The organism is Streptomyces sp. NPDC030021, assembly GCF_055574035.1.
On sequence record NZ_JBVIAH010000002.1, the window covers coordinates 346,542 to 368,904 of the forward strand.

The following is a 22,363-nucleotide window of genomic DNA, read 5'->3' on the forward strand; positions in this document are numbered from 1 at the left end:
CTGGGGGCCCCCTTCGTCGCCCCTTCACCGTCAATACGTCCGTACGGGCGCCACGGTTCCAGACCGGAGGACTTCCGGGGCGGGTTCAACCGAAATGGGTACGGAGTTTTTCGTAGGCCTCGGGCGGGGACCCGAGCGCGTCCAGGCCCAGCAGTCCGGCACCGAGCACGGGCGGTGCCGTGATCACGGAGATCCGGGCGCGCGGGGCCCGTTCGGCGAGGCCCGCCGCGATCCGGTCGTTGAGCTGCGGGTGTCCGGCGGCCAGCACACTGCCGCCCAGCACCACCGGTACCTCCTGCTCCAGCAGACCCAGGCGACCCAGCGCCACCGACGCCATGGCCACCACCTCGTCCGCCTGCCGGTGCACCAGCGACAGCGCCACCGGGTCCCCGGCGGCCGCCACCGCGAACAGCACCGGTGTCAGCTCGTGGCGCCGCGCGTGCGGCACCCGGCCCAGGTGCATCGCCTCGATCAGCGAGGCCATCGACGCGTGGCCGAGGTACGCGGGCAGCGCGCGGGCCAGCTCCGTCGGTCCGCCCCGCCCGTCCTCGGCCCTGGCCGCGAACCACAGGGCCTCCTCGGCCAGTCCGCCCCCGCCGCCCCAGTCGCCGGAGATCCGCCCGACCGCGGGGAACCGCGCGGTCCGCCCGTCCGGGGTCATTCCGACACAGTTGATGCCCGCCCCGCACACCACCGCGACCCCGCACGGGCCGGCGCCCGTCGGCAGCCCGGAGCGCAGCAGCGCGAAGGTGTCGTTGTGCACCGCCGTCGCACGGCCCCAGCCGCGGCGCTCGATCTCCCGCGCCAGCTCCCGCTCCTCCACCGCGAAGTCGGCGTTGGCCAGGCACGCCGACACCCGCTCGGCCAACGGCCCGGCCGCCGGGTCCGCGCGCAGTCCGGCGTCGGCCATCGCCTCGGCCAGCACGTCGACGGCCGCGGCCACCCCCGTGCGCGGCGGCTGGAAGCCCCCGGCCTGGCCGGAGCACAGCACCGAGCCGTCCGGGGCGAGGAGCGCCACGTCCGTCTTGCTGTTGCCCGCGTCGACGGCCAGCACCGAGGGGAGGGTCACGCCCATGGCAGGTGCTCCTTGTTGTGCGCGAGGAGCCGGTCGGTCAGCCCTTCGGCCAGGTCGAACTGCCCGATGAGCGGGTGCGCCAGCAGTGCCTTGAAGACCCGCTCGCGCCCGCCGCGCAGGGCCGCGTCCAGCGCGAGGTCCTCGTAGGCGCTCACGTGCGCGATCAGCCCGGAGAACAGCGGGTCCAGCCTGGGCACCGCGAGCGGAACGGGCCCGGATCCGTCGACACGGGCCTGCACCTCGATCACCGCGTCGTCCGGCAGGAAGGGCAGCGTGCCGTTGTTGTACGTGTTGACCACCTGCACGGCCGGCCCGCCGTCGCCCAGCAGGGAGGCGGCCAGGTCCACGGCGGCCTCGGAGTAGAAGGCGCCGCCCCGTTTCGCCAGCAGCGCCGGCTTCTCGTCGAGCGCGGGATCCCCGTACAGGGCGAGCAGTTCGCGTTCCATCGCCGCGACCTCGGCGGCCCGCGAGGGTTTGGTCCCGAGCTCCCGGACGACCTCGTCGTGGGCGTAGAAGTAGCGCAGGTAGTACGAGGGCACGACGCCGAGCCGGTCCAGCACCGCCCGCGGCAGCCGCAGGTCCCCGGCGACGGCCTCGCCGTGCGTGGCGAGCAGGGTCCCCAGCACGTCCTCGCCGTCCGGGCCGCCCCGGCGCACGCCGAGCTCCCAGGTGAGGTGGTTGAGGCCCACGTGGTCCAGGTGGATGTCGGCCGGCGCCAGGTCCAGCAGGGCCGCGAACTTCCGCTGGAGGCCGATGGCGACGTTGCACAGCCCGACGGCCTTGTGCCCGGCCTGCAGGAGGGCCCGGGTGACGATGCCGACCGGGTTGGTGAAGTCGATGATCCACGCGTCCGGGCTGGTCCGCCGGACCCGCTCGGCGATGTCGAGGACCACCGGGACCGTGCGCAGCGCCTTGGCGAGCCCGCCCGCGCCCGTGGTCTCCTGGCCGACGCAGCCGCACTCCAGCGGCCAGGTCTCGTCCTGCAGCCGGGCGGCCTGTCCGCCGACGCGCAGCTGGAGCAGGACCGCGTCGGCCCCGGCGATGCCCGCATCGAGGTCGGTGGTGGTGGTGACGCGGCCCGGGTGGCCCTGCCGGGCGAAGATCCGCCGGGCCAGGCCGCCGATCAGCTCCAGCCGTTCGGTGGCCGGGTCGATCAGCACGAGCTCGCTGACGGGCAGGGTGTCGCGCAGCCGTGCGAACCCGTCGATCAGTTCGGGGGTGTAGGTGGAACCGCCGCCCACCACTGCGAGTTTCATCGTCGTCAGCCTTTCACGCCGGTCAGGGTGACTCCCTCGACGAACGCCTTCTGAGCGAAGAAGAAGAGGACGATCACCGGTGCCATGACCAGTACGGTCGCGGCCATGGTCAGGTTCCAGTTGGTGTGGTGCGCCCCCTTGAAGGACTCCAGTCCGTAACTGAGGGTCCAGGCGGCCGGGTTGTCGGAGGCGTAGATCTGCGGGCCGAAGTAGTCGTTCCAGGCACAGAAGAACTGGAAGAGCGCGACGGCGGCGATCCCGGGCCGGGCCATCGGCAGGACCACGCGCAGCAGGGTGCGCACCTCGCCGCAGCCGTCGACGCGGGCCGCGTCCAGGTACTCGTCGGGGATGGTCAGCAGGAACTGGCGGAGCAGGAAGATGGAGAAGGCGTCGCCGAACGCCATCGGGACGATCAGCGGCCACAGGGTGCCCGACAGGTCGAGCTGCTTGGCCCAGAAGAGGTACATGGGGATGACCACCACCTGCGGCGGCAGCATCATCATGGCGATCACGAGGAGCAGCGCGAGCCGTCGCCCGCGGAAGCGGAACTTGGCGAGCGCGTACGCGACGGGTACGGAGGAGACCACGGTCAACAGGGTGCCGAGTCCGGCGTACAGGAGCGTGTTGCGCCACCAGGTCAGGAAGCCCGGGGTGTGCCACACCTTCGCGTAGTTCCCCCATTCCCAGGTGTCGGGCCACAGGTCGCGGGTCAGCGCCTGCCGGTCGCCCATCAGGGAGGTGAGGAGGAGGAAGACGAAGGGGAGGACGAAGAAGAGGGCGGCGGCCACGCCGAGCGAGTGCACCCCGACCCAGTGCAGTACCGCCCTGGAGGATCTCCGGCCGGTGTGCGCGCTGCTCATTCTGCTCCGATCAGACCGCCACGGCGCCGCATCAGGAGCGCGGTGAAGGCCATGGAGAGGGCGAACAGGACGAGCGCGACGACACACGCGGTGCCGTAGTCGAAGCGCTGGAACCCGAGGTTGTAGACGAGCTGGGGCAGCGTCAGGGTGGACTTGTCGGGATATCCCGGCTCGAACTGCTGGCCCGAGCCGCCGATCACCCCGGCCGCGACCTTCCCCGCCACCAGCGGCTGGGCGTAGTACTGCATGGCCTGGATGACCCCGGTGACGACGGCGAACATGATGATCGGCGAGATGTTGGGCAGGGTGATGTGCCGGAACCGCGCCCAGGCGCCGGCCCCGTCCAGCTCCGCGGCCTCGTACTGCTCCTTCGGTACGTCGAGCAGCGCCGCCATGAAGATGACCATCAGGTCGCCGACCCCCCACAGGGCGAGGGCGGTCAGGGCCGGCTTGGACCAGTCGGCGTCGGTGAACCAGCCGGGGGTGGGCAGTCCCACCGCGTCCAGCAGGGTGTTGACGGGTCCGGTGCCGGGGTTGAGCAGGAAGACGAAGGCCAGGGTCGCGGCGACCGGCGGGGCCAGGTAGGGCAGGTAGAACAGGGTCCGGAAGATCCCGGTCCCCGTCTTGATCTTCGTGATGAGCAGGCCGATGCCGAGGCCGAAGGCGACCCGGCAGGTGACCATCACCAGGACCAGCCACAGCGTGTTGCGCATGGCCGGCCAGAAGAGCGGATAGTCCGTGAAGACGTAGCTCCAGTTGTCCAGGCCGTTGAAGGCGGGCTGCCGGAAGCCGTCGTACCGGGTGAAGGAGAAGTACAGGGTGGACAGCAGCGGGTAGACGAAGAAGACGGCGAAGCCGATGAGCCAGGGGGACAGGAAGGCCGCGGTCCGCAGGGCGGAGCGCCGCCGCTTCGACCGCAAGGGGTGGGCGCCGGTCATCGGGCTACTTCGCCTTCGCGATGTCCGTGTCGATCTGCTGGCCGGTCTTGGCGAGACCGGCCGGGATGTCGGCCACGTCGCCCTTCTCGACCCCGTACGCGAAGTCCTCGAAGGTCAGCTGGTAGGTGCCGCCGTCGGCCTGGGCCGGGGTGGTGCTGGACTCCGGGTGCCGGGCGATGTCGAGGAAGGTCTTGAACTCCGGGGTCACCTGGAGGTTCGGGGAGTCCAGCGCGGCAAGGGTGGACGGGATGTTGTGGATGGCGTTGGCGAAGGCCACCACCGCCTCGGTGTCGGTCGTCATGTACTTGACCAGCTCCCAGGCGGCGTTCTGCTTCTTGCTGCCCGCGGCGATGCCCATGATCGTCCCGGAGAGGTAGCCCTTGCCGTAGTCGGCTTTCTGCTCGTCGGGGACGGGCAGCGGGGCGGTGCCGATCTCGAAGGCGACGCCGGCCTCCTTCGCCATCGAGGCCCGCCACTCGCCGTCGATCTGCATGGCCACCTGGCCGGTGTGGAAGGGGTGCTCGGCGCTCCACTCGTCACCGAAGGTGTTGCGGAACCGCTCCAGCTTCTCGTAGCCGCCGAGCTTGTCCACCAGGTCCTTCTGCGCGGTCAGCATCTTGGCGAAGGCCGGGTCCCCGGCCAGGTTGGACTTGCCGTCGGCGCCGAAGTACGTGGCGCCCCACTGCGCCGCGAGCCGCGTCGGCTTCGTCTCGTAGCCGTGGAAGGTGGGCATCAGGCCGACCTGCTCGTACGAGTCGCCCTTGAGCTTGGTGAGCTTCTGCGCGACCTCTGTGAACTGGCTCCAGGTCTGAGGGGGTTCGGTGATGCCGGCGGCCGCGAAGGCGGTCTTGTTGTAGACGAGGCCGTACGCGTCGTGCAGCAGCGGCAGCGTGCACTGGTTGCCGTCGAACTGCGTGTACTCCAGCAGGGTCTTGGGGAAGACCTTCGTCTTGTCCACCCCGGACTTCGCGAGGAAGGGGTTCAGGTCGGCGAAGGCTCGGGAGTTGCAGAACTTGCCCACGCTGTCGGTGGTGAAGGAGGAGACCACGTCGGGGGCCTTGTCCCCGCCCGCCCGCAGCGCCTGGTTGATCTTGTCGTCGGTCATGTTGCCGGTGACCTGGACCTTGATGTTCGGGTGCGCCTTCTCGAACCGGGCGATGTTCTCCTCGATCGCCTTGGCCTCGCTCGGCGCGGACCAGCCGTGCCAGAAGTTGAGGGTGACGTCCGCCTTGGGGTCGTCGGAGGCGGTGTCCGCGCCCTGGCCCGTACAGGCCGTGGCGAGGGCGGATATCGCCGCGAGGACGGCGGTCGCGGTGGTCAGGCGTCCGGTTCTGGGCATGGCGGGGCTCGCTCTCTGGGGGAGGAACTTCCGTGGGGGATGCCGGTGGGGATGGCGGTGGGGTCTGCGTGGGTGTGCCGATACGGGGTGCAGGGGGAGGGCGGGGCGGCGGCGCAGGGCGGTTCAGCCCGAGGTGTCGAACACTTCGTCCCGGGTGGCGGCCAGCGCGCTCTCCAGCGCGCCGTGCAGGACGGGCCGTTCCTGCACCTCGCCGGGGACCAGCCGGGGCCGGGAGGGGGCCAGTTCGGCGAGCTCGGCCTCCAGCAGCGCGCGCAGCGGCTCGCCGCCCGCACTGATCGCCGCTCCGGACAGGACCACGATCTCCGGGTCCAGCACGGCGACGACCGAGGCGAGACCGGTGGCCAGCGCGGTGGCGTACGACTGGAGGAACCGCAGGTGCGCTCCCTCGGGGGCGGCGGCGGCCCGCGTGAGCAGGGCGACGGCGGCGGCGACCTCCGGTCCGTGCGGTGCTCCGGGGGCCTCGGGCGCACCGGGGGCGTCCGCCGGCTCCACGCCCAGTTCCGCGGCGAGCCGGGGCAGCCCCTCCACACCGGCCAGCTCCTGGTACCCGCCGGAGTTGGCCCGGGTGACCTCCCGGACCAGGGGCCGGCCCGGCACGGGCAGGAAGCCCACCTCGCCCGCGCCGCCGGTCCAGCCGCGGTGCAGCCGGCCGCCCAGGATCAGTGCGGCGCCCAGGCCCTCCTCGTTCCACAGCAGGACGAAGTCCTCGTGGCCGCGGGCGGCGCCGAGCCGCTGTTCGGCGACGGCGGCGAGGTTGACGTCGTTCTCGTACTCGACGGGCATCGGCAGGGCCGCCGCCAGCTCCTCCAGGAGGGTGGGGGAGTGCCAGCCGGGGAGGTGGCTGGCGTAGCGCAGGCGGCCCGTCTGGGGGTCGAAGGCGCCCGGTGTGCCGATGACGACCCGGCGCAGGTCGGTGCGGTGCAGTCCGGCGGCCTTCACGGCCCCGCCGAGGGCCTCGGTCACCTGGTGGACGGCCTCCGCGCCCTCGGTGTAGGGGACCTCGTGGGTGGCGACCACCGTGCCGGTGAGGTCGGCGACGGCCGCCAGTACCCGCTCCGGGGTGACGTCGAGACCGCCGACGTAGGCGGCCCGCGGGTTGATCGCGTAGAGCTGGGCGCTGGGGCCGGGGCGTCCCCCGTCCGTGCCGGTGGCCACGACGAGCCCGACCGCTTCGAGGCGGGCGAGCAGTTGGGACGCGGTGGGCTTGGACAGCCCGGTCAGATGCCCGATGCGGGTCCGGGACAGCGGGCCGTGCGTCAGCAGGAGTTCGAGTGCGGCCCGGTCGTTCATGGCGCGCAACAGGCTGGGCGTTCCGGGCGTGGCGGCGGGCATCGAGCGGCTCTCCCTCACCGAGGTGATCTGTTAGGTAAGTTTCCTATCACCTGTTGAAGTGTGTCAATGCCGCTGCCCCGCAGGCTGTGTCATTTCGCGGATGACCTGCGGGGCAGTGGGGCGAGCGGGGCTCGTGCGACGTACGGGTACCCGACTGCGCGACTTACCCGGCTACGCGGTTACTTCGTGATCCGCGGGCCGGCCGGCGGCGGGATCGGGGCAGTGGCCAGCGACTGCGGGGAGGCCGGGTTCGCGAGGGCGGACGGCGGAGCGACCGAGGCCGACGGATCCGCCGGGGCCTCCTCGCCCTCGTCGGGAGCCGGCATACCGCCGATGATCCGGATGCCCGCGGCGTCGAAGGCCTCCTTGATCCGCCAGCGCAGCTCCCGCTCCACCGCGAACTGCTGGCCGGGCATGGTCTTGGCGGACACCTTCACGGTCATCGAGGCGAGCAGCACCTCGTCCAGGCCCAGGACCTCCACCGGACCCCACAGGCGCTCGTCCCACGGGGACTCCTTGGCCATGGCGTCGGCGACCTCCTTGACCACCTCGCGGATCCGGGACAGGCCCTCGGAGGGCTTGACCTGGACGTCCACGCCCGCGGTCGCCCAGCCCTGGCTGAGGTTGCCGATCCGCTTGATCTCGCCGTTGCGCACGTACCAGATCTCGCCGTTGTCCCCGCGGAGCTTGGTCACGCGCAGTCCGACCTCGATGACCTCGCCCGAGGCCACACCCGCGTCGATCTTGTCGCCGACGCCGTACTGGTCCTCCATGATCATGAAGACGCCGGACAGGAAGTCCGTCACCAGGTTCCGGGCGCCGAAACCGATCGCCACACCGGCCACACCGGCACTCGCCAGCAGCGGGGCCAGGTCGATCTTGAGCGCGGCCAGGACCATCAGCGCGGCCGTACCGAGGATCAGGAACGAAGCCACCGACCGGAGCACCGAGCCGATCGCCTCCGAACGCTGGCGCCGCCGCTCCGCATTGACCAGCAGTCCGCCCAGAGCGGTGCCCTCCACCGCCTCGGCGCTGGTGTTCATCCGGGTTATGAGCTTGGTCAGCGCCTTGCGGACCGCCGAGCGGATCACCGCTGCTATCACGACGATCAGCAGGATCCGCAGGCCGATGCTCAGCCAGGTGGCCCAGTTCTGCTCGATGAAGCTGGCGGCCTCGGTGACGCTCTCCTGCGCCTCCTTGACCGATGCGGGCGCGTCCGGAACGTCGGCTGCCAGCGGCAGCAGGGCGGCGGGCCAGGGCACGACGGGAACCTCCAGGTGTAGCGGTCTGCCCGCGGAACGGGGCGACCCCCGGACGGATCCGGGGATATGCGGGACAGACCAACCACACTAACGGGGCAATCCCTTCACCTTGGTGCCGTGTTCGAGGGAGAGACCAGACTCACCTGGGGATGACTGACTGTGGTTGAAAACACCTCGGACCCGTTACGGGCGAGTGGTGGCGTTTCGACCAGCCCTAAGGAGAGACTGGAGAGCAGATCGTCCCGGCGCGAGCCACGCGCCGCCGACGTACAAGGAGGCAGTCCGTGCCGCACGTCCTGGTCCTCAACGCGTCGTACGAGCCCCTCGGCGTCGTACCGCTCCGCCGCGCGCTCGTCCTCGTCCTGGAGAACAAAGCAGTCTCCCTGGAGGAATCCGGCGCCTTTCTGCACAGCGCGACAAGGGTCGTCCCCGCGCCCAGCGTGGTACGGCTCAAGCGCTTCGTGCGGGTCCCCTACCGGGGGCCCGTTCCACTCACCCGGCGCGCCCTGTTCGCGCGGGACGGCGGTCGCTGCATGTACTGCGGCGCCGTCGCCACCAGCGTCGACCACGTCATTCCGCGCAGCCGGGGCGGCCAGCACGCCTGGGACAACGTCGTCGCCGCGTGCCGCCGGTGCAACCACGTCAAGGCCGACCGGCACCTGCTGGAGCTCGGCTGGCGGCTGCGCCACCAGCCGGCTCCGCCGTCCGGGCTGGCGTGGCGGATCATCGGCACGGGGCACCGGGATCCGCGGTGGATGCCGTACCTCCAGCCGTACGGGGCCGAGGATGCGCTGGACCGGATCGGGGTCGCGGCCAGTTAGCTCCCGCCGGGTTGCCGGTTCCGTGTGGGGCTGCGCCCGCCGGGGACCTGCGGCCCGGCCTCCCGGGGCTCCGCCCCGGACCCCGCGCCTCAAACGCCGGCGGGGCTGGAAGAGCGGGCTTCGCCCCGGACCCCGCGCCTCAAACGCCGGCGGGGCTGGAAGAGCGGGCTTCGCCCCGGACCCCGCGCCTCAAACGCCGGCGGGGCTGGAGGGGCGGGGCTGGGACGGTGGGGCCTACGGGGTGACCGCGTAGGCCTCCGCCGACCAGAGGGAGCAGCCGTACCGCGTCGCGCGCGTCTCGCACGTGATCCGCAGGAAACGGGTGTCCGGGGCGTCCATCCGGAGCGACTCGTGGCCGCCCCGGGAAGCCGTCACGGCAGCCGCCGGGCGCCAGGTCACCCCGTCCGCGGAGGTCTCCACCCGGTACGCCGACGGGTACGCGTCCTGCCAGTGCAGTTCCAGCCGGCCCACCCGCGCCGGGGCGGGCAGTTCCGCCCGCCACCACGCGCCGTCCACCGCCGGTGACGACCAGCGGGTGGCCGCGGAGCCGTCCACGGCCGCCGAGGCCGGGAAGCCGGGGGTCTCGTTCGCCGAGGAGGTCGCCCGCGCGGACCGCAGCAGATCGGGACCACCGGTACGGGCCACCGCACGCACCGTCAGGGTGCGTGACTCCCCGTCGAAGGTCACCGGCACCTGGTAGCTGCCCGCCGGGGTGCCCGCGGCGACGCTGACCTCCAGCGGGATCGACACCTGGCCGCCCCGCGGGGCCACCGCCGTCTGCGGAAGGCGGACCTCGATGCCCGCCGGCGGCCGCGCCGACAGCGGTCCGCGGACCTCGCCCGGACCCAGCGCGGACAACTGCGCCGAGACCCGCTGCGCGGCGCCGCCGATCTCGGCGTCGGCCGCCGCCCCGTCCGCCAGCTCGAAGCGGGCCCGCGGGCCGTCCCCGAACCACGGCACCACCTGGTGCACCGCGGGCGCGGACCCGGCCCCGGCCCAGGACAGGCGCACCGCGTCCGCGCTCAGCCCCGCCGTCTCCACCTGGGTCCAGCCCGAGGCCGCGGCGTCGGCGACCTTGCGCCACCCCTCGCCGGGTACGTGCGCCTCCACCACGGCGCCCCGCGCCCCGGCGGGGAGCGGGTCGGTCATCACGGTCACCGCCGACACCGGGCGCGGGGCGTCCAGCCGTACGGTCCAGGCCTCGGCCTCCTTCGTCACCGTGCCGGTCTCGCGGGTGGCGCCGGTCCAGGCGTCGGCCTCGGCCACCGCCTTCGTCAGGAAGGGGTCCAGGACGGCCTTGTCCACCCGGGCCGATCCCGGCTGCGCCAGCGCCGCCCGGATCTCGGTCAGGGCCCGGGAGGCCTGCCATGCGGCCGTCCCGTCCCCGCGGGCCTGCGCCTGCAGGACGTCCACCGCCAGCTCGCCCGCCGCCCCGTAGCGCGCCAGGCGATCCAGCCAGGGACCCGCCTCGCCCGACAGGGCCGGCAGCCGGTCCTTGGCCTCGCGCAGGACCGTGAACGCCTTGCGCAGCTCGGTCCCGGCCGCCGGATCGCCCGCGGCGCGGGCCTTCCAGAACTGCTCGACGAGCGGCTTCAGATACGCCGACTCCTCCTGCTTGAGCCCGGACGACGCGGTGTTCCCGGCGAGCGCCGCCACCGCCTGGCGTGTGCGCGGGTCGGCGCCCGTCAGCTCCCGTACCGCCGCCGCCCAGGACTCGCCGGCCCGGTAGCCGCGCGGGTTCCACGCGAAGTCCGCCGCCGTGAACAGCGGGATCCGCGACAGGGTGCCCTGGGGCATCGCGTTGGCCAGCAGCGCCGCCGAACCGCCCGCGACCGCCGGTTCGCGGCCCGCGTACGGGCCGAGGAAGATCCGGCCCGGATCCCAGTCGTTCACCGGGTAGTTGTCCATGGTGATCAGCGGATGCCCGAGGGCGGCGCGCGCGCCGGCCAGCTCCGTGCCCGTGATCGTGCGCGGCACCACGCCCACGCCCGTCCAGGCCACCTCCACCCGCGGGTCCAGCGCGCCCGCCAGGGCCGTCCGGTAGGTGGTGGAGCCTTCCTGGTAGTACTCCGTCGGCAGCAGCGACAGCGCGGGCGCTCCCGGATACCGGGCGGCCAGGTGCGCGGCCAGTCCGCCCGCGACCTCCGCGTGCGCCTTCGCGGCCGCCGCCGGGCCCTTCCCGTACCGCTCCCGGTCGGCCTTGCAGCCCCACTCGGTGTAGCTGACGTCCTGGAACTGCACCTGGAAGGCGCGGAAGCCGAGGTCCCACATCGCGTCCAGCTTGCGCGCGAGCGCCGCCCGGTCGGCCTCCGAGGACAGGCACATCGACTGTCCGGGGGTCACCGCCCAGGCCAGGACGACCTGGTTGGCGCGGGCCCGTTCGGCCAGCGCGCGGAATTCCGCCTGCTGCTCCTGCGGGTAGTCCTGGCGCCAGCCCGTCGTGCGGAACGGGTCGTCGCCGGGTGCGACGAGCAGCCGGTTCTGCTTGGTGCGCCCCATGAAGTCCAGCTGCGCGAGGCGCTGTTCCTGGGTCCACGGCTGCCCGTAGAAGCCCTCGGTGATCCCGCGCACCGGTGCGGCCGGCCAGTCCCGCACCAGCACTCCGGGCATCTTCCCGCCGCCCGCGGCGAGGAGTTGGCGCAGCGTCTGCGCCGCGTGGAAGAGTCCTTCCGCGCCTATGCCCGCCAGCGCGATCGTGTCCCGGCCGGCGTGGCGGCCCGCGGCCAGCCGGTAGCCCCCGGCCGGCAGGTCCTTCGGCGCGGCCGCGCCCAGCGCCCGCAGTGCTTGCTCCGCGTCCGTGTCCTGGAGCCGTACGACGGTGCCCCGTGCGGGCAGCGGGGCGCCGGGGGCCGGCTCGTGGACGGTCTTCACGCCCGCCGCGCGCAGGGCGTCCCGCACCACCCGGACGGCGTACGGATCGGCGTCGGCCGCCGCGACCAGTACGGCCTCGGTGCCCAGCGGCAGCTCGCGCGCGGGGTCGGCGGCCATGGACTGCGGCCGGGGCCACACGGCGGGCCCTTCGGAGGCCGCCCGGGGGGTGTCGGCTCCCGGGTCGAGCATCGGCCCGGCCGCGTTGGACGCGGGGGTCGCTCCGGGGCCCGCTCCGGGCGCCGGTCTGTCCGGTGTGGTGGGCGCCGCGAAGGTCCCGGGTGGCGCGGAGGAAACGGCACCGCCCAGCAGCGTGCCGATCACCGCCACAGCGGCGGCGGTGTTCCGCCTCCTACCCCTGAGCTGCACGGAGCCTCCTCGTCCCGAAACGTCCCCCACTCGTACGAATGAGCCTGAGCCCACCATCCGTGCGGCTGGAGTGTCAATGTGAGTGGGTGATCTGCCCCGGATGCGGCAGGAATGCGGTGCCTCCGAGTGGGTATGGACGCGGTGTTCCCCGGCGGCGTCCCACCCTTGTGAACCACCCTTGTGCCCCCATCATCTGACTCATCCTCATGCCCTGATGCCCGCACGCACGAAGGAGCGCCCGCAGATGGACGACCTGGCCCGGCTCGCTGCCCAGTACGGAGTCGCCACCGACTACCGGCCCGCCGCGGACGTCACCGTCCCGGTACCGGAGGCCACCGTCAAGGCGGTCCTCGCACTGCTGGGGGTGGTCACCGACGACGCGGCGAGCATCCGGGTGTTCGCCGAGTCCGCCGCACGGGAGGCGGCCGGGCGGCTGCTGCCGCCCACGGTGGTGCTCTGGCAGGGGGCACGGGTGGCTCCGGAGCCCGCCGGGCTGCCCCCGGGCACCCGGGTGCGGGTGGTGGCGGAGGAGACGGGGGAGGTGCTCGCGTGGGGCCCCGCGCTGCCGCTGGGCATCCACCGGCTCATCGCCGAGGCACCCGACGGACGCAGCGCCGAGGCCACCCTGGTCGTGGCCCCGGAGCGGGCCCCGGCCGCGCCCGAGCGGGCCCACGGGCTGCTCGTCCAGCTCTACTCCCTGCTCTCCGAGCGCTCCTGGGGCATGGGCGACCTCGGCGACCTGGCGGAGCTCGCCCGCTGGGCGGGCCGTACCCATGGCGCCGGGTTCATCCAGGTCAACCCGCTGCACGCGGCCGTGCCCGGGGCTCCGACCGACCCCTCCCCGTACCGGCCGTCCTCGCGGCGCTTCCCGGACCCGGTCCACCTGCGGATCGAGGACGTCCCCGAATACGCCGACTGCCCCGACCGCAGGGCCCTCGACGACCTCGCCGCCCGCGGCGGGGAACTGCGCCGCCAGGTCCTGGAGAAGGGCGCGCTGATCGACCGGGACGCCGTCTGGGAACTCAAGCGGTCCGCCCTGGAACTGCTGTACGCCGTTCCCCGCACCCCCGAGCGCGAAGCAGCCTACCGGGCGTTCTGCGCCGAACAGGGAGTCCCACTGGACGTGCACGCCACCTGGTGCGCCGGGCACGCGGGAGCGGAGGACCCGAAGGAGCGGGCCGACTTCCACCGCTGGCTGGTCTGGCTGACGGACGGCCAGCTCGCCGCCGCGCAGCGGGCCGCCCGCGAGGCCGGCATGACGGTCGGCATCGTCCACGACCTCGCCGTCGGGGTGCACCCGCAGGGTTCCGACGTCTTCGGGTCACCCTGCTACGCCCGGCACATCTCGGTCGGGGCCCCGCCGGACGCCTTCAACGCGCGCGGCCAGGACTGGGGGCTGCCGCCGTGGCGCCCGGACGTGCTGGCCGCCACCCGCTACGCCCCCTTCCGGTCCCTGCTGCGCGGGGTGTTCCGCTACGCGGGCGCCCTGCGGATCGACCACGTGATGGGTCTGTTCCGGCTCTGGTGGATCCCGGAGGGGACCCCGCCCGCGGAGGGCGCGTACGTCAGCTACGACGGCGAGGCCATGCTCGCGATCCTGGTCCTGGAGGCCCACCGGGCGGGCGCGCTGGTCATCGGCGAGGACCTCGGGACGGTGGAGCCGCGGGTCCGTCAGGAACTGGCCCGGCGCGGGGTGCTCGGCACCTCGGTGCTCTGGTTCGAGCGGGACTGGGACGGCGCCGGGGACCCGCTGGCCCCGCAGGCCTGGCGGGCCGACTGCCTGGCCACCGTCACCACGCACGACCTGCCGCCCACGGCCGCCAAACTCGCCGGGGGCCATGTGGAACTGCGTGACCGGCTCGGCCTGCTGACCCGTCCGGCAGAGCTGGAGCGCGCCCAGGACGCCGCCGACACCGCCGAGTGGCTGGAGCTGCTGGACGGGCTGGGGCTGGACACCAAGGGCGAGGAGGCCGCCGTACGGGCCCTGTACGCCTTCCTTCTGCGCACCCCCGCGCGGCTGGTCGGCGTATGGCTGCCGGACGCGGTGGGGGACCGGCGGCCGCAGAACCTGCCGGGCACCTGGGACCAGTACCCCAATTGGCGGCTGCCGGTCGCCGATGCCGCGGGGCGGCCGCTGACCCTGGAGGAGCTGGTGTCCTCGCCTCGGGCGAACGCCCTGCTGAGCGCGGTGGGGGAGGGCGCAGGGCCTCGTACGGCACCCCCGGGCGCGCGCCCCGTTTAGGTGTTCGCTACGTTTGCACCGTGGACAAGAAGAACGCTCTGCGCGCCGGCGCCGTCACGGCCGGAACCGCGCTGATGATGCTGCTGATGACGTCTCCCGCCCTCGCGCTCACCCGCGACGACGGTGACGACCCGGGTCCGGGCCTGAGCGTCGGCGAGACGGTCGGCCTGTACGTGGCCCTGCCCATCGCGATTTTCCTGGGCATCATCGGTCTCGTGATGGTCCTCGACAAGTCGTCGGACCGGAAGCCGAAGCAGGCCTGAGCCGGTCCGGCCCCGCGGGGCCGGGACCAGCAGACTTTCCCGGGCGCCGGGGGTCCGCACCGCCGATTGGATCCGGCCGTGCGACGACCCCCGGCGCCTTGTCGTGCCCTCGGAGCCCTCAGACGGCGGCCAGGAGCCGGCGGAGCAGGCCGGTGAGCACGGCGATCTCGTCGTCGGTCAGCCCGGTGAGCGCGGCGCGCTGTACTTCCAGACCGGCGCTGACGGCCTCGTCGATGAGTGCGAGGCCACGGTCGGTGATCGTCACCTGGAGCCCCCGCCGGTCGTGCGGATCGGGCTTGCGGCAGAGCAGCCCGGCCTTCTCCAGCTTGTCCAGACGCCCGGTCATGCCGCCCGTGGTGAGCATGAGGGTGGCCGAGAGCTGCCGGGGCGAGAGCGTGTACGGGTCGCCCGACCGGCGCAGCGTGGCCACGACGTCGAACTCGCCGCGCGAGATGCCGAAGCGCGCGTAGCACTGCTCCATCGCGTCGCCCATGCCCTTGGCGATCCGGTAGATGCGTCCGAAGACGGCCATGGGAGCCGTTTCCAGGTCGGGGCGCACGGCGAACCACTGGGCCGTGATCGCGTCCACGGCGTCCTTGTCGTCACTCATGTGCGCAGTATCCGGCTTCCCCGAGATCGTTCGCAAGAAAGTTGCTTGACGGTAAGTAACTTAGCGGTAAGCTACTTATCAGCAACCGAGTCCGGGGGAGAGGTCATGGCCGTGTTAGTGAGGAAGGCAGCCGCGTCAGGGGAAGCGAAGGTCGCGGGGGAGCGGTCGCTGCTCCTCGGAATCGGTATCAGCTCGGTCGGGATCGGTATGTACATCCCCTTCTCGCTGGTCTTCTTCCACCACGTCACCGGGCTCTCCCTCACCGTCGTCGGCCTGGTCATGACCGTCACCGGGCTGGCCGGGCTGGCATTCATGCCGCTGGCCGGCACGGCCGTGGACCGGTTCGGCGCCAAGCGGGTCAACCTGGTGCTCTACGGGATACGGGCACTCGGCTTCGCCCTCTACCCCTTCGCGAGCTCCCTGCCCGCCTTCGCGGCCGTCGCCCTCGTCACCGCGCTCGCCGACCGCTCGTTCTCCGTCGTCCAGCAGTCCCTGATCGGCGAGGTGGCGCGGGGCGCCGCCCGCGACCGGCTCCAGGCGTCCACCCGGGCCCTGCAGAACGCCGGGATGGGCGCGGGAGCCCTGCTCGTCTCCGGGGTGCTGGCCCTGTGGGGCACCGGCGGGTTCACGTACACCGCCTGGGGCAACTCGCTGGCCTTCGCCCTCGCCGGACTGCTCGTCGGCCGGGTCCGGGCGGTCCGGGCCGGGGAGGCCGCCGCCACCACCGCCGGGCCGCCGGACGCCGGGTACCGGACGGTCCTGCGCGACCGCCCCTTCCTCGGGCTCACCGCCGCCAACTTCCTCACCGCGCTGGGCTACTCCGCCCTCTCCGTCCTCTTCCCCCTCTACCTCTCGACCTGGCTGACGGCCCCCGACTCCCTCACCGGAGCCGCCTTCACCGTCAACACCGTGCTGTGCGCCGGGATCGGCGTACTGATCGCGGGCCGGGTCCGCCGCTCCGGCGCCCGCCGCACCCGCTCGGCCGCCCTCGGCGCCCTGCTCTTCGCCGCCGCCTTCGTCGGGCAGATCGTGCTCGGCACCTTGCGGCCCGGCGGGACCGCCACCCTGATCGCCCTGCTGGTCATCGTCGTCGTCTACACCCTCGGCGAGCTCGTCCACAGCCCCTCCGGCGGCGCCCTGTCGGTCTCCGCCGCCCCCGAGGCCGTCCGTGGCCGCTACCTGGCCACCTACCAGCTGTCCTACTCGCTGGCCGGCGCGCTCGCCCCCTCCCTCTTCACCGCCCTGCTCGCCGTCGACGGCCGCCTGCCCTGGGCGGTCCTGGCCGTCGCCGCCCTCGGCGCCGCCCTCGCGCTGCTCCGGCTGGAGCGGCACCTGCCGGCCGAGGCCGTACACGCCGAGCCCCCGGTGCCCCTCAAGGCATCCGCCGCCGCGCCGGTCCCCGTGACCGCCGCCGGCTGAGCCCCGCCGGTCCTCCCGCCCGCTTCCCCCGTCCGATCCAGGAGTCACCCGCCATGAAGCGTTTGGCCACCGTCGCCCTGACCGCACTCGCCCCCGTCTCCTGGGGCTCCACCTACGCCGTGGCCACCGAGCTGCTGCCGCCCGACCGGCCGCTGTTCACCGGGGTCATGCGGGCCCTGCCCGCCGGACTGCTGCTGACCGCGCTGGCCCGCACCCTGCCCAAGGGGCAGTGGTGGTGGAAGTCCGCCGTCCTCGGCATCCTCAACATCGGCGCCTTCTTCCCGCTGCTGTTCCTCTCCGCCTACCGGCTCCCCGGCGGGGTCGCGGCCGTACTGGGCGCCGCCGGCCCGCTGTTCGTCGTAGGGCTGGCCGCGCTGGTCCTCGGGGAGCGGGCCAGCCTGCGCACCGTGCTCGCCGCCGTCGTCGGGGCGTTCGGCGTGAGCATGGTCGTCCTGACCGCCGAGGCCCGGCTCGACGCGGTCGGCGTCATCGCCGGTGTGATCTCCTCCGCCTCCATGGGCGCCGGCACCGTGATGACCAAGCGCTGGGGCCGCCCCGAGGGCGTGGGCCCGCTGGCGATGACCGGCTGGCAGCTCACCGCGGGCGGACTGTTCATCATTCCCGTCGCCGCCCTCGTCGAGGGTGCCCCGCCCGCGCTCGACGGCAGGGCCTTCCTCGGCTACGGCTACATGATGCTGATCAACACCGGGATCGCGTACTGGCTCTGGTTCCGCGGCATCGGAGCCCTCAGCGCCACCTCGGTCACCCTGCTCGGCCCGCTCTCCCCGCTCACCGCCGCCGTCATCGGCTGGGCCGCCCTCGGGCAGGCGCTGTCGCCCGTCCAGCTCGTCGGGATGGCGATCGCCTTCGGGGCCACCGTCGCCGGCCAGCTGGCGGCCGCCCGTAAGCCTCAATCGTTCAGTTCTGCTGAAAAGAACGATCAGAACATTTCGATGGACCTGACGGATGAGGCGGTGCGACGGTAGTCCACACACACCATCAGCCCACCCCGAGGAGCAGACCCACAGTGGCCGTCATGGACCGCGTCCGTACCGTCTCGCAAGCCAGGCCCGGCAGCACGGGGAAGAAAGGTGCCGCCGGGCTCGGCGTGCTCCTCGCCCTGCTCGCGACGGTCGTCTGGTCCGGCAGCTTCGTCGCCACCCGGGGCATGGCCGAGACCGTCCCGCCCGTCCAGGCGGTCTTCTGGCGCTGGATCATCGCCCTGCTCGCCGTCGCCCCCTTCGCCGCCCGCCAGGCCTGGCAGCAGCGGGCCCTGATCCGGTGCCACCTCGGCTTCATCGTTCTCGCCTCGCTGTTCGGCGTCACCCTCTACAACACGCTCGTGCACCAGGCCGGACTGACCACCTCCGCCTCCAACATGGGCATGATCATGGCCGCCTCGCCCGTCATCATGGCGCTCTACGCCCGCCTCGGCGGCGAACGGCTCGGCAAGCGGCGGACCCTCGGCATCCTGCTCGCCGCCTTCGGGGTGCTGCTGCTCGTCGGGGACGGCTCGATCGGCTTCGACTTCGGCGCCGGAGACCTGTGGATGTTCGCCGCAGCCCTCTCCTTCGCCACGTACAGCGCCCTGCTGCGGCGCAAGCCCGCCGAACTCGGCGGACTGGCCTTCCTGATCACCACCTTCGTGCTCGGCGCGCTGATGCTGGCACCCGCCTACGCCGTCTCCGTCTCCGTCCAGGGCGGCTTCGAGGTCACCACCGGGACGGTCGGACCGCTGCTCTACGTCGGGGTGTTCTCCTCGGCCGTCGCCTTCTTCGCCTGGAACAAGGCCGTCTCGGTGATCGGGGCGGCCCGCGCCGGAGTCGTCTACTACCTCCAGCCGGTGTGCGTGGCCGGGCTCGGCTTCCTGCTGCTGGGCGAGCACACCGGACCGGCGCAGCTGCTCTGCATGGCGCTCATCCTCGGCGGAGTCGGGCTGGGGAGTGCCCGGCGGTAGGTTCGGGCCCATGACCGAGTGGGACATCAAGAAGCTGCGGATCCTGCGGACCCTCGCCGAACAGGGGACCGTGACCAGGGCGGCCGAGGCGCTCCACATGACGCCCTCGGCCGTCTCGCAGCAACTGACCAACCTCGCCCGGCAACTGGGCGTGGTACTGCTGGAGGCCGAGGGCCGCCGGGTGCGGCTCACGGACGCGGCCCACCTCGTCCTGCGGCACACGGAGGCGGTCTTCGCGCAGCTGGAGCGGGCCGACGCGGAACTGGCCGGATACCTCGCCGGGGACACGGGCGAGGTGCGGGTGGGCGCCTTCTCCACCGCCGTACCGGCGCTCGTGGTCCCGGCGGTGGCCGCGCTGCGGCGGACCCACCCCGGGGTGGAGGTCCGGGTCCGGGAGACGGAGGCCGCGGAGGCCTACGAACTCCTGTCGGCCGGGGGCGTGGACCTGGCGCTGTCCCTCACGGCCCACGCACCGACCGCGCGCGATCCCCGGTTCACCCGGGTGGCGCTCCTGGAGGACCCGCTGGACGTGGCGCTCCCGCCGGGCCACCCGCTGGCGGCCGCGCCCGGCCTGCGGCTGGCGGACCTGTCCGGCGACCCGTGGATCTACGGGGGCAGCGGCCCCTGGTCGGAGATCGCCCGGTCCGCGTGCGAGGCGGCGGGCTTCGTCCCGGAACAGGCGCACTCGGCGTCCGGCTGGACCGCGATCCTGGCGATGGTGGAGGCGGGCATGGGGGTGGCGCTGGTGCCCCGGATGGTGTCGAGCCGCGCCTCGGGCGTGGCCGTCCGCGTGCTGTCGTGGGACCGCCCGACGCGGCACGTGCTCGCCGCGGTACGCCGCGGCGCCGAATCCGCGCCCGCGCTGTCCCACGTCCTGGCGGCGTTGCGCGCCGTCGCTGCTGGACGCTGACCGCCGGGTGCGGGTCGCCGCTGCGCGGAGCCGTCTCCCCGCCCCGCCCTTTCACCGTTTCCCGGGGCCTCGCCCCGGACCCCGTACGTGCGCTCCGCGCCCGCGCCCTCAAACGCCGGGCGGGCTGAAGTTCAGCCCCGCCGGCGTTTGAGGCGCGGGGTCCGGGGCGGAGCCCCGGCTACGGCGCGAGCCGTCAGACCTGAGCGGCAGCGGCAGCGGCGTCCGCGGCCTGGGCCTTCAGGGCGCGCTCGACGCCCGCGCGGGATTCCGAGATCAGGCGGCGCAGGGCCGCGCTCGGCTCGGCCGAGGCCAGCCACGCGTCCGTCGCGTCCAGCGTCCCCTGCGAGACCTGCAGCGTCGGGTAGAGGCCCACCGCGATCTGCTGGGCGATCTCGTGGCTGCGGGTCTCCCAGACCTCCTTGACCGCCGAGAAGAACTTCTCCGTGTACGGGGCCAGCAGCTCGCGCTGGTCGGTCTGGACGAAGCCGCCGATCACCGCCTCCTGCACCGCGTTCGGCAGGTCGCCGGACTCCACCACCGAGGCCCACGCCTCGGCCTTGGCCTCCGCCGTCGGGCGCGCCGCCCGGGCGGTCGCCGCGTGGCGCTCGCCGGCCGCCGTGGCGTCCCGCTCCAGCTCCGCGGCGATGGCCGGCTCACCGGCGACGCCCGTCGCGGCGAGCCGCTCCAGGAACGTCCAGCGCAGCTCGGTGTCGACGGCCAGGCCCTCGATCTCCGCCGCGCCGTCCAGCAGCGCCGACAGGTAGGTCAGCTGCCCTTCGGTGCGGGCACTGGCCGCGAAGGCCCGCGCCCACGCCAGCTGGTGGTCGCCCGCCGGCTCGGCGCCGCGCAGGTGCTCCAGGGTGGCCTCGGTCCAGGCCGCCAGGCCCTGCTCCCGCCACGCCGGGTCGGCGTACAGGTCGATGGCCAGCTTCACCTGGCGGTGCAGCGACTGGACCACGCCGATGTCGGACTCCTTGCCGATGCCCGAGAGGACCAGCGCGAGGTAGTCGCGGGTGGCGAGCTCGCCGTCACGCGTCATGTCCCAGGCCGAGGCCCAGCACAGGGCGCGCGGCAGGGACTCGGTGAAGTCGCCGATGTGCGCGGTGACGGTGGCGAGGGACTGCTCGTCCAGGCGGACCTTCGCGTAGGACAGGTCGTCGTCGTTCAGCAGGAAGACCGCCGGACGGGTCCGGCCGACCAGCTCCGGCACCGTGGTCAGCGCGCCGTCGATGTCCAGCTCGATCCGGTCGGTGCGCACGAGGGCGCCGTCCTGGAGCTCGTACAGGCCGACCGCGATGCGGTGCGGGCGCAGGGTGGACTCGCCCTTGGCGCCGGCGGGCAGCGCGGGCGCCTCCTGGCGGATGCCGAAGGCGGTGATCACACCGTTCTCGTCGGTGGTGACCTCCGGGCGCAGGATGTTGATGCCGGCCGTCTCCAGCCACGCCTTCGACCAGGCGGCCAGGTCACGGCCCGAGGTCTCCTCCAGGGCGCCCAGCAGGTCGGACAGGCGCGTGTTCCCGAACGCGTGCGCCTTGAAGTACGCCTGCACGCCCTTGAAGAAGGCGTCCGTGCCGACGTAGGCGACGAGCTGCTTGAGCACCGAGGCGCCCTTGGCGTACGTGATGCCGTCGAAGTTGACCATGACGTCGTCGAGGTCACGGATGTCGGCCATGATCGGGTGCGTGGACGGCAGCTGGTCCTGCCGGTAGGCCCAGGTCTTCATGGAGTTGGCGAAGGTGGTCCACGCGTGCGGCCACTTCGAGCCCTCGGCGTACGCCTGGCAGGCGATCGACGTGTACGTCGCGAAGGACTCGTTCAGCCACAGGTCGTTCCACCACTCCATGGTGACCAGGTCGCCGAACCACATGTGCGCGAGCTCGTGGAGGATCGTCTCCGCGCGCACCTCGTACGACGCGTCCGTCACCTTGGAGCGGAAGACGTACTGGTCGCGGATGGTGACCGCGCCCGCGTTCTCCATGGCGCCCGCGTTGAACTCCGGGACGAAGAGCTGGTCGTACTTGGCGAAGGGGTAGTCGTAGGCGAACTTCTCCTGGAACCAGTCGAAGCCCTGCCGGGTGACGTCGAAGATCGCGTCCGCGTCGAGGAACTCGGCGAGCGAGGGGCGGCAGTAGATGCCGAGCGGTACGGACTGGCCGTCCGGGCCCTCGTAGGAGCTGTGCACCGAGTGGTACGGGCCGACGATCAGCGCGGTGATGTACGAGGAGATGCGCGGGGTCGGCTCGAAGCGCCAGACGTTGTCCTTGACGTCCGCGGCCTCGGCCCCCTCAGGAATGTCCCGTGGGGAGTTCGAGATGACCGTCCAGCCCTCGGGGGCCGTCACGGTGAACTGGAACGTGGCCTTCAGGTCGGGCTGCTCGAAGCTGGCGAAGACCCGCCGCGCATCCGGTACCTCGAACTGGGTGTAGAGATAAGCCTGCTGGTCGACCGGGTCGACGAAGCGGTGGAGGCCCTCACCGGTGTTCGTGTACGCGCAGTCCGCGACGACACGGAGCTCGTTGGCCCCGGCCGCCAGCTGGCTCAGGGCGATCCGGGAGTCGTGGAAGACCGCCGCCACGTCCAGGGACCTGCCGTTGAGGACGACCTCGTGCACGGCCGGAGCGACCAGGTCGATGAAAGTCTCGCCCCCGGCCTCGGCCGACTGGAAGCGCACGGTGGTCACGGACGGGTAGGTGCCACCCTCCTGTGCGCCGCTGAGATCGAGTTCGATCTCGTAGGAGTCGACGGTCAGCAGCTTGGCCCGCTGCTGAGCCTCTTCACGGGTGAGATTCGTGCCTGGCACGCGTTCATCTCCTTCGATGGT

Annotated in this window: 17 protein-coding genes; 7 read left to right on the forward strand and 10 right to left on the reverse strand. The window is 72.9% G+C overall.

Annotated elements, in window-relative coordinates; translation table 11 throughout:
* Positions 1–85: 85 nt before the first annotated feature.
* From ACZ4YL_RS04665 to ACZ4YL_RS04695, 7 genes are all read right to left on the reverse strand, one after another.
* Positions 86–1,075: an N-acetylglucosamine kinase gene (locus ACZ4YL_RS04665; protein ID WP_468113705.1), complete on the reverse strand. Its 990-nt coding sequence runs from the start codon at positions 1,073–1,075 to the stop codon at positions 86–88.
* Positions 1,066–2,331, reverse strand: a complete 1,266-nt coding sequence (locus ACZ4YL_RS04670) for a 6-phospho-beta-glucosidase (protein WP_468113706.1) — start codon at positions 2,329–2,331, stop codon at positions 1,066–1,068. Before ACZ4YL_RS04670 ends, ACZ4YL_RS04665 begins: the two co-directional genes overlap by 10 nt.
* 5 nt (positions 2,332–2,336) lie before the next feature.
* Complete coding sequence (locus ACZ4YL_RS04675) at positions 2,337–3,191, reverse strand: carbohydrate ABC transporter permease (RefSeq protein ID WP_189737023.1); 855 nt, start codon at positions 3,189–3,191, stop codon at positions 2,337–2,339.
* Complete coding sequence (locus ACZ4YL_RS04680) at positions 3,188–4,129, reverse strand: carbohydrate ABC transporter permease (protein ID WP_468113707.1); 942 nt, start codon at positions 4,127–4,129, stop codon at positions 3,188–3,190. Before ACZ4YL_RS04680 ends, ACZ4YL_RS04675 begins: the two co-directional genes overlap by 4 nt.
* 4 nt (positions 4,130–4,133) lie before the next feature.
* Positions 4,134–5,468 carry an ABC transporter substrate-binding protein gene (locus tag ACZ4YL_RS04685; RefSeq protein ID WP_468113709.1) on the reverse strand — a complete coding sequence of 445 codons (1,335 nt, stop codon included), beginning with the start codon at positions 5,466–5,468 and terminating at the stop codon, positions 4,134–4,136.
* Between the two features lie 123 nt (positions 5,469–5,591).
* Entirely contained in the window at positions 5,592–6,821 is a 1,230-nt protein-coding gene (locus tag ACZ4YL_RS04690; RefSeq protein ID WP_468113711.1) for an ROK family transcriptional regulator, read from the reverse strand.
* A gap of 179 nt (positions 6,822–7,000) precedes the next feature.
* Positions 7,001–8,083, reverse strand: a complete 1,083-nt coding sequence (locus ACZ4YL_RS04695) for a mechanosensitive ion channel family protein (protein ID WP_468113713.1) — start codon at positions 8,081–8,083, stop codon at positions 7,001–7,003.
* A gap of 284 nt (positions 8,084–8,367) precedes the next feature.
* Between ACZ4YL_RS04695 and ACZ4YL_RS04700 the strand changes: the two genes are divergently transcribed.
* Positions 8,368–8,904, forward strand: coding sequence for an HNH endonuclease (locus ACZ4YL_RS04700; protein WP_373041730.1), 537 nt, complete (start codon positions 8,368–8,370; stop codon positions 8,902–8,904).
* 234 nt (positions 8,905–9,138) lie between these two features.
* Here the strand turns inward: ACZ4YL_RS04700 and ACZ4YL_RS04705 are convergent, their stop codons facing one another.
* Positions 9,139–12,141 (reverse strand): beta-N-acetylglucosaminidase domain-containing protein, encoded by a 3,003-nt coding sequence (locus ACZ4YL_RS04705; protein ID WP_468113715.1) that lies wholly within the window; start codon positions 12,139–12,141, stop codon positions 9,139–9,141.
* A 214-nt stretch (positions 12,142–12,355) separates the two neighbouring features.
* Here ACZ4YL_RS04705 and ACZ4YL_RS04710 point away from each other — a divergent pair, with 214 nt between their 5' ends.
* On the forward strand, positions 12,356–14,383 hold the full coding sequence (locus ACZ4YL_RS04710; RefSeq protein ID WP_468113717.1) for a 4-alpha-glucanotransferase: 2,028 nt from the start codon (positions 12,356–12,358) through the stop codon (positions 14,381–14,383).
* Positions 14,384–14,403: 20 nt separating this feature from the next.
* Positions 14,404–14,646 carry a hypothetical protein gene (locus tag ACZ4YL_RS04715; protein WP_314244695.1) on the forward strand — a complete coding sequence of 81 codons (243 nt, stop codon included), beginning with the start codon at positions 14,404–14,406 and terminating at the stop codon, positions 14,644–14,646.
* Between the two features lie 118 nt (positions 14,647–14,764).
* Here ACZ4YL_RS04715 and ACZ4YL_RS04720 read toward each other — a convergent pair whose 3' ends face one another.
* On the reverse strand, positions 14,765–15,256 hold the full coding sequence (locus tag ACZ4YL_RS04720) for a MarR family winged helix-turn-helix transcriptional regulator (RefSeq protein WP_382544416.1): 492 nt from the start codon (positions 15,254–15,256) through the stop codon (positions 14,765–14,767).
* A 105-nt stretch (positions 15,257–15,361) separates the two neighbouring features.
* On the opposite strand from ACZ4YL_RS04720, the gene ACZ4YL_RS04725 reads away from it, so the two are divergent.
* Genes ACZ4YL_RS04725 through ACZ4YL_RS04740 form a run of 4 tightly spaced genes read left to right on the forward strand, consistent with a single transcriptional unit; the run spans position 15,362 to position 19,542 of the window.
* Complete coding sequence (locus tag ACZ4YL_RS04725; RefSeq protein WP_468113719.1) at positions 15,362–16,675, forward strand: MFS transporter; 1,314 nt, start codon at positions 15,362–15,364, stop codon at positions 16,673–16,675.
* Positions 16,676–16,728: 53 nt separating this feature from the next.
* Complete coding sequence (locus tag ACZ4YL_RS04730) at positions 16,729–17,661, forward strand: EamA family transporter (RefSeq protein ID WP_468113720.1); 933 nt, start codon at positions 16,729–16,731, stop codon at positions 17,659–17,661.
* 50 nt (positions 17,662–17,711) lie between these two features.
* Positions 17,712–18,632, forward strand: a complete 921-nt coding sequence (locus tag ACZ4YL_RS04735) for a DMT family transporter (RefSeq protein WP_468113722.1) — start codon at positions 17,712–17,714, stop codon at positions 18,630–18,632.
* Positions 18,633–18,642: 10 nt separating this feature from the next.
* Positions 18,643–19,542: a LysR family transcriptional regulator gene (locus ACZ4YL_RS04740; protein ID WP_468113724.1), complete on the forward strand. Its 900-nt coding sequence runs from the start codon at positions 18,643–18,645 to the stop codon at positions 19,540–19,542.
* Between the two features lie 193 nt (positions 19,543–19,735).
* Here ACZ4YL_RS04740 and pepN read toward each other — a convergent pair whose 3' ends face one another.
* Positions 19,736–22,342 (reverse strand): aminopeptidase N, encoded by a 2,607-nt coding sequence (gene pepN, locus ACZ4YL_RS04745; protein WP_468113726.1) that lies wholly within the window; start codon positions 22,340–22,342, stop codon positions 19,736–19,738.
* Positions 22,343–22,363: the final 21 nt, after the last annotated feature.

Excerpts from the sequence above, each read along its gene's own strand:
- ACZ4YL_RS04680 (WP_468113707.1), bottom strand. The coding sequence starts at position 4,129 with ATGACCGGCGCCCACCCCTTGCGGTCGAAGCGGCGGCGCTCCGCCCTG.
- ACZ4YL_RS04685 (WP_468113709.1), bottom strand. The coding sequence starts at position 5,468 with ATGCCCAGAACCGGACGCCTGACCACCGCGACCGCCGTCCTCGCGGCG.
- ACZ4YL_RS04730 (WP_468113720.1), top strand. The coding sequence starts at position 16,729 with ATGAAGCGTTTGGCCACCGTCGCCCTGACCGCACTCGCCCCCGTCTCC.
- ACZ4YL_RS04670 (WP_468113706.1), bottom strand. The coding sequence starts at position 2,331 with ATGAAACTCGCAGTGGTGGGCGGCGGTTCCACCTACACCCCCGAACTG.
- ACZ4YL_RS04725 (WP_468113719.1), top strand. The coding sequence starts at position 15,362 with ATGGCCGTGTTAGTGAGGAAGGCAGCCGCGTCAGGGGAAGCGAAGGTC.
- ACZ4YL_RS04710 (WP_468113717.1), top strand. The coding sequence starts at position 12,356 with ATGCCCGCACGCACGAAGGAGCGCCCGCAGATGGACGACCTGGCCCGG.
- ACZ4YL_RS04690 (WP_468113711.1), bottom strand. The coding sequence starts at position 6,821 with ATGCCCGCCGCCACGCCCGGAACGCCCAGCCTGTTGCGCGCCATGAAC.
- ACZ4YL_RS04740 (WP_468113724.1), top strand. The coding sequence starts at position 18,643 with ATGACCGAGTGGGACATCAAGAAGCTGCGGATCCTGCGGACCCTCGCC.
- ACZ4YL_RS04675 (WP_189737023.1), bottom strand. The coding sequence starts at position 3,191 with ATGAGCAGCGCGCACACCGGCCGGAGATCCTCCAGGGCGGTACTGCAC.
- ACZ4YL_RS04735 (WP_468113722.1), top strand. The coding sequence starts at position 17,712 with ATGGACCGCGTCCGTACCGTCTCGCAAGCCAGGCCCGGCAGCACGGGG.
- ACZ4YL_RS04665 (WP_468113705.1), bottom strand. The coding sequence starts at position 1,075 with ATGGGCGTGACCCTCCCCTCGGTGCTGGCCGTCGACGCGGGCAACAGC.
- ACZ4YL_RS04720 (WP_382544416.1), bottom strand. The coding sequence starts at position 15,256 with ATGAGTGACGACAAGGACGCCGTGGACGCGATCACGGCCCAGTGGTTC.